The sequence below is a fragment of the Mycobacterium sp. UM_11 genome (assembly GCF_001414075.1).
Lineage (GTDB): Bacteria > Actinomycetota > Actinomycetes > Mycobacteriales > Mycobacteriaceae > Mycobacterium.
On the sequence record NZ_LATC01000173.1, the window covers coordinates 1 to 5,474 of the forward strand.

Below are 5,474 nucleotides of genomic sequence, written 5' to 3' on the forward strand. Positions count from 1 at the left end.
GATGTGTATAAGAGACAGGATCGTCACCCCGGACAGCGGCGCTTCGGCGGACAACCACCCGGCCGCCATCGCACGGGCGGTCAGCGCCATCACGCGTCGTCCCGAACTCCACCGTCGCGTCTCCGCGCGGCGCCGCGCCGAGGACTTCACCTGGCATCGCGCGGCGGCGGGCATGCTGGCCTCGCTGGGGGCCGCCGACGGCGACGCCGAACACACGGCTTAGAAGTCGGAGGCCGCCCACGACCCGGGCGGGTAGGGCGGCACCGTGCCGGCGAACGCGCCGTCGGTAAGCCTGCACAAGGTGTCGGAAATCGTTCCGGCATTGGCCAATACCTTCGGGTCCCCGCCGGGCGCGAGGCGCGCGACCACCGCCTGCCAGGAATAGCCGACGCCGCCGTGCTCGTACCAGAGGAACCAGTCGGCGTCGCGATGGCCGGCGCGGATCAGCCGGCGGAACGGCAGTGTCGGGTCGCTGACCGAGTCGGTCGCGTTGAACGGCGCGCCGATGTCGGCGATGGGCGGTAGCAGCTTGAGCAGCTCCGGCGGCACTTGCGACAAGTGCTGCACTTCTTGAACGGGCGTCGTCAGCGCGCACTGGGTGTTTGGTACCGCCTGGGCCGGGACCGCCGTTGCCAGGACCGCCGTGACCGCAACACATCCGGTCATTCCGTAGCTGATGCGCGCCACGATCCGCTCCATCTGCTCTGCCGCCCCTCAGCACACTACGCCCGGCCGATAGGGTCGATCGAGTGAACGCCCGAGATCAGGTGTTGATCACCGCCGCGGAATTGGCCGACCTCATCGAGGCCGGCGAACCGCTCACCATCCTCGACGTCCGTTGGCGCCTCGATGAACCCGACGGGCGGCCCGCCTACCTTCAGGGTCACATACCGGGCGCGGTGTATGCGTCCTTGGAGGACGAACTCAGCGACCACGCCGTCGCCGGACGCGGCCGCCACCCGCTGCCCTCGGGGAGCGATCTGCAGGCCGCCGCGCGCCGATGGGGCGTCCGGCAGGACGAGCCGGTGGTGGTCTACGACGACTGGAACCGCGCCGGTTCGGCGCGGGCCTGGTGGGTGTTGACGGCGGCCGGTCTGCCGAACGTCCGCATCCTGGACGGCGGCCTGGGGGCCTGGCGATCGGCCGGCCGGAGCCTCGAAACCGGCGAGGCCACACCGCAACCCGGGAATGTGACGGTGCCCCATGATGATCTGTATGCGGGGGCCCTACCCACCCTGACCGCCGAGCAGGCCGGCGCGGGCGGCGTGACGTTGCTCGACGCGCGGGCACCCGAACGTTTCCGCGGCGAAGTCGAGCCGCTCGACCCGGCCGCCGGGCACATCCCCGGTGCCACCAACCTGCCGAGCACGGCCGTCCTGGCCGCCGACGGCACGTTCGGCGGCGAAGAGGCGCTCCTGCGACTGCTCGCCGACCGCGGGATCGAACGGGATGCCGCGGTGGGCGCCTACTGCGGATCCGGCGTGACCGCCAGCGTCACGGTCGCCGCCCTGGCGGCGGCGGGCCGGGACGCGGCGCTGTTTCCCGGGTCGTGGTCCGAGTGGTGTGCGGACCCGGGCCGCGCGGTGGCCGTCGGCACCGAGTAGCGGTTCAGGCGCCCGTCCAGCTCCGCAGGAAAGCGGCGGTTACCCGGGCGGCGTTGTTCGCCGCGATCCGCTTGTAGCAGAAGAACTGAAACGGAAAGCCCGGCAGGTGAAGCGGATCACCCGGCCCGTCGGTGATGCCCCGGATGCCCAGGAATGGGACGCCGTGCGCGTCGGCCACGGTCTGCGCGGCCGCGGTCTCCATGTCGGTTGCGGCATAGGCCGGGTCCGACGTCGAGACGATGCGCATGTTGCTGATCAGGGCGCTTCTCACCCAGGGGCCCGCCGCCTGCCGAAGGTTGCCGATATACCGCAGCGACCGATCGGGCGCGCTGCGCGGCTGACAGCCGAACACGTCCCCGCCGTTCGGGATGCACGGAAACGCCACGCCGTTGTTGTTGTCCCAGCTGCATCCGTCGCCCCCAACGACGATCCGCGGCCGTCGCCGCAAATCGATCCGGTGGGTGACGCTTTCCAGTGCGACGGAAAGCTTCCCGGCCTCGGCCAGCATGCCGGGGTCAACCGCGCGGAATGTGGCGCCGTTGTCCAACGTCCACCGCGCCGGAACGGCGACGTCGGCGATGCTGGTGCGGCCCGCCCCACCGGCGACGCCCGAAAACACCACGGCGGCAATGGAATCGCGAGGGAAGCGGGTGAGCGCGGCCTCGGTGGTGTCGACGGCGTTCACCAGGCCGATGCCGGTCATCGCGACGATCACCCTCTTGCCGGCGATCGAGCCGAGATAAAAGCGCCGCCGGTCGGCGATCACCACCGGATCGGCATCGAGCGTGGTGTGGGACAGCACGGCGTCGGCCTCGCCCGGAAAGGCGGACAGCACCAGCGTGCGCCGCTCCCCATCTACACCCACCGCATCAGTAAACGCCACGAGACGGCGTGGCTTGGCCGATTCCGGTCCCCCATGCGCACGTCAACGGCTAATCTCAGCGGCGTTGCAGCCGACCGGGGGGCGCGGCCCACGGAGGAGTCCCGCACATGCTCGAAGTGATCGAACGAACGCCCGGCCGCGAATCCCACCAGCCTCCGGTGCTATTCGTGCACGGGGCGTGGCACGGCGCCTGGTGCTGGGACGAGCACTTCCTGGACTACTTCGCGGACAAGGGCCACCGGGCGCTGGCGCTGAGCCTGCGCGGTCACGGAAGCAGTCCGGCGCCCAGATCCATGCGGTTGTGCTCGATCGCGGATTTCGTCGCCGACGTCGCATCCGTTGCCGACGGACTGGGCGAACGGCCGGTGGTGGTCGGGCATTCCCTGGGCGGCTTCGTGGTGCAGAAGTATCTGGAGTCACACGAGGCTGCGGCCGCCGTACTACTCGCCTCCGCACCCCCGAACGGCATCCTGGGGTTCCTGGCGCGCCGGTTCAAGCGGCACCCGTGGTACACCGCCAGCGGCCTGGCGATGACCAGGTCGCTGCGCGGTGTCGGCGCCACGCCGGAATTGGCCCGCGAAACCTTCTTCTCGCCGTCGCACTGCGAAGCCGACGTTGCGCGCTATGCCGCGCAACTCTGCGAGGAGTACGCCCTGAGGATCGCGATCGACATGCTCTGGCATGACCTGCCCAGGCCCCACCTCGTCACCGCCCCGCTGTTGGTGTTGGGCGCCGAAGACGACGTGTGCTTCACCCAACGGGAAGTCCACGCCACCGCGGCCGCCTACGGCACGCAAGCCGAAATCTTCCCTAAGATGAGCCACGACATGATGCTCGACCCTGGCTGGCTCGCCGTCGCCGAACGAATCCACGCATGGATCGAAACATGCGTGCCCGCAACGCAATGACCGGCCGGCTGGACGGCAAGGTCGCGATCATCACCGGCGCGAGCACCGGCCTGGGACCCGTGCTCGGCTCGCGCTTCGTCTCCCAGGGCGCCAAGGTCTTGCTGGCCGCGCGACGCGAAGAGCTGGTGCGCGCCGCCGCCGAAGCGGCCGGTCCCGGGGCCATCGCGATGCGCGCGGACGTGACCGACGAGCGCGACGTCGCCGCCATGGTGTCGCGAGCCGTCGACGAGTTCGGCCATGTCGACATCTTGTGCAACAACGCCGCCGCCCCCGGGCAGGACCGCTGGATCTGGGAGCAGACCCTGGACAACTGGAACGCCACCATCGCCATCGACGTGACCGCGGCGATGCTGTGCACCCGCGAAGTGCTCAACCAGTCGATGCTCGCGCGCCGTCGCGGCGTCATCCTCAACTTCTCCTCCACGGCAGGCTATTCCGGCGTCGTCCGCAAGAGCCACTACGTCACCGCCAAGGCCTCCCTTCGGGCCTTCACGAAGACGGTCGCGCTGGAGGTCGGCCCCTATGGCATCCGCTGCAACTGCATCGTGCCCGGCGCCATCGACACCGAGCTGTGGCGTCGATGGGTGCAGCGCACGGCCGAAGAGCAAGGGGTCGACGTCGCCGCCCAACGCGAGAAAGCCCTCAAAGGGGTTGCGCTGCGCGACATTTCCTCGCCCGACGACGTCGCCAACCTCGCGCTGTTTCTGGCCAGCGACGAAAGCCGGACCATCACCGGCCAATCGATCCCCGTCGACGCCGGGGGGTACATGCAGGGATGAGCGCCCCACGACTCTCCGTGGCCACGCCCGTGGTGACGATGTTCCCGAAGGCCAGCGGCGACTGGGAGAAGGACGCCTCGATCGAGGACCTGGCCCTTATCGCCGAGGCCGCGGATCGGCTCGGCTATCACCACCTGACCTGCAGCGAACACATCGCGCTGCCCGCGGCCGAGACGCACCGCCGCGGCACCCGTTACTGGGATCCGCTGGCCACGTTCGGCTACCTGGCGGCGCGCACGCAACGAATTCGGTTGGCCACCAACGTGCTGGTGCTCGGATACCACCATCCGCTCGAGATCGCCAAGCGCTACGGCACGCTGGACAAGGTCAGCAACGGCAGGCTCATCCTCGGGGTCGGCGTCGGCAGCCTGAAGGAGGAGTTCGAGCTCCTCGCCGCGCCCTTCGACGACCGCGGACCGCGGGGCGACGACGCGCTCAGGGCGCTGCGCGCGTCGCTGTCGGCGCCCGAACCCGCCTACCGCGGCGAGTTCTATTCGTTCGGCGGCATGGTGGTCGACCCCTGCGCGGTGCAGGACCGGGTCCCGATCTGGGTGGGCGGGCGCACGCTACGGTCGTTGCGCCGCGCCGCGACCCTGGCCGACGGCTGGGCGCCCTTTGCCGTGAGCCTGTCCGAAGCCCGAGACTGGTTGCGCCGCTTCGAGCTTCGGCCGGGGTTCGAGGTCGTCCTGCCGACTGCCGCTGCGCTGGACCCGATCAACGAGCCGGAGCGCACCCGCGACGCCGTCGGCGAGGCCGCCGAGCACGGCGCCACCATCGTGCCCGCCGTCTTCCGCCACACCTCGCTGCAGCACTACCTGGACAGCCTCCAAGCGCTGTCCGAGTTGCACTCACCCGGCGGCGCCGCGTGATTCGGGTCAGGGCGGGCATATTCAGCCTCACCGCGCCGGCCGACGACGACGGCAGCTATCTGCGCTGGCACCTGCTCGATCACATGCCCGAGCAGTATCAACTGCCGGGCATCGTCCACGGGCTGCGCTGGATCGCCGACGGCGACTATCCCCAACACCGCCTGGCGGCCGACGGTCCGCTGGGCGAGATCGGCAACGCGGTGCACTACCTGGTGAGCGATCCCGTCGAGGAGACCTTCGACGACTTCGTCGCGCTCGGACGCGCGCTGCGCGAGAACGGTCGGTTCCCCGTCGTCCGCCCGTCCCTGCAAGTGGCCGGGCTGCGCCTGCTGCAGTGGCGATCCTCGCCGCGGGCGCTGATCTCCCCCGAGGTGGTGCCGTTTCGGCCGCCCCGCGGCGAGGATCGCCACTGCAGCAGGCGCAGCCCGGCC

Annotated in this window: 6 protein-coding genes and 2 pseudogenes; 6 read left to right on the plus strand and 2 right to left on the minus strand. The window is 70.2% G+C overall.

Going from position 1 to position 5,474, the window contains the following annotated elements; all coding sequences use genetic code 11:
- Positions 1-223 (plus strand): annotated as a pseudogene (locus tag WU80_RS23940) (alpha-(1-2)-phosphatidylinositol mannosyltransferase); the annotation flags it as partial.
- On the opposite strand, the gene WU80_RS23945 reads toward WU80_RS23940, so the two are convergent.
- A complete protein-coding gene (locus WU80_RS23945) occupies positions 220-687 on the minus strand; it encodes a hypothetical protein (protein ID WP_231633902.1) in 468 nt (155 codons plus the stop codon). The pseudogene WU80_RS23940 and the gene WU80_RS23945 sit on opposite strands and share 4 nt — an antisense overlap.
- A 62-nt stretch (positions 688-749) precedes the next feature.
- Between WU80_RS23945 and WU80_RS23950 the strand changes: the two genes are divergently transcribed.
- Positions 750-1,604: a sulfurtransferase gene (locus WU80_RS23950; RefSeq protein WP_055405572.1), complete on the plus strand. Its 855-nt coding sequence runs from the start codon at positions 750-752 to the stop codon at positions 1,602-1,604.
- Between the two features lie 4 nt (positions 1,605-1,608).
- Here WU80_RS23950 and WU80_RS25660 read toward each other — a convergent pair whose 3' ends face one another.
- Entirely contained in the window at positions 1,609-2,469 is an 861-nt protein-coding gene (locus WU80_RS25660; protein WP_082460014.1) for a hypothetical protein, read from the minus strand.
- A 125-nt stretch (positions 2,470-2,594) separates the two neighbouring features.
- Here WU80_RS25660 and WU80_RS23960 point away from each other — a divergent pair, with 125 nt between their 5' ends.
- The 4 genes and pseudogenes from WU80_RS23960 to WU80_RS23975 form a co-directional block, all read left to right on the plus strand.
- Positions 2,595-3,395, plus strand: coding sequence for an alpha/beta hydrolase (locus tag WU80_RS23960; protein ID WP_055405571.1), 801 nt, complete (start codon positions 2,595-2,597; stop codon positions 3,393-3,395).
- Positions 3,374-4,174 carry an SDR family NAD(P)-dependent oxidoreductase gene (locus tag WU80_RS23965; protein WP_231633903.1) on the plus strand — a complete coding sequence of 267 codons (801 nt, stop codon included), beginning with the start codon at positions 3,374-3,376 and terminating at the stop codon, positions 4,172-4,174. The genes WU80_RS23960 and WU80_RS23965 overlap by 22 nt, the downstream gene beginning before the upstream one ends.
- Positions 4,171-5,043, plus strand: coding sequence for a TIGR03619 family F420-dependent LLM class oxidoreductase (locus tag WU80_RS23970; protein ID WP_055405569.1), 873 nt, complete (start codon positions 4,171-4,173; stop codon positions 5,041-5,043). The genes WU80_RS23965 and WU80_RS23970 overlap by 4 nt, the downstream gene beginning before the upstream one ends.
- Positions 5,043-5,474 (plus strand): annotated as a pseudogene (locus WU80_RS23975) (hypothetical protein); the annotation flags it as partial. The gene WU80_RS23970 and the pseudogene WU80_RS23975, both read left to right, overlap by 1 nt.

Coding starts and splice junctions, on each gene's coding strand:
- WU80_RS23965 (WP_231633903.1), top strand. CDS start 3,374: ATGCGTGCCCGCAACGCAATGACCGGCCGGCTGGACGGCAAGGTCGCG.
- WU80_RS23960 (WP_055405571.1), top strand. CDS start 2,595: ATGCTCGAAGTGATCGAACGAACGCCCGGCCGCGAATCCCACCAGCCT.
- WU80_RS23970 (WP_055405569.1), top strand. CDS start 4,171: ATGAGCGCCCCACGACTCTCCGTGGCCACGCCCGTGGTGACGATGTTC.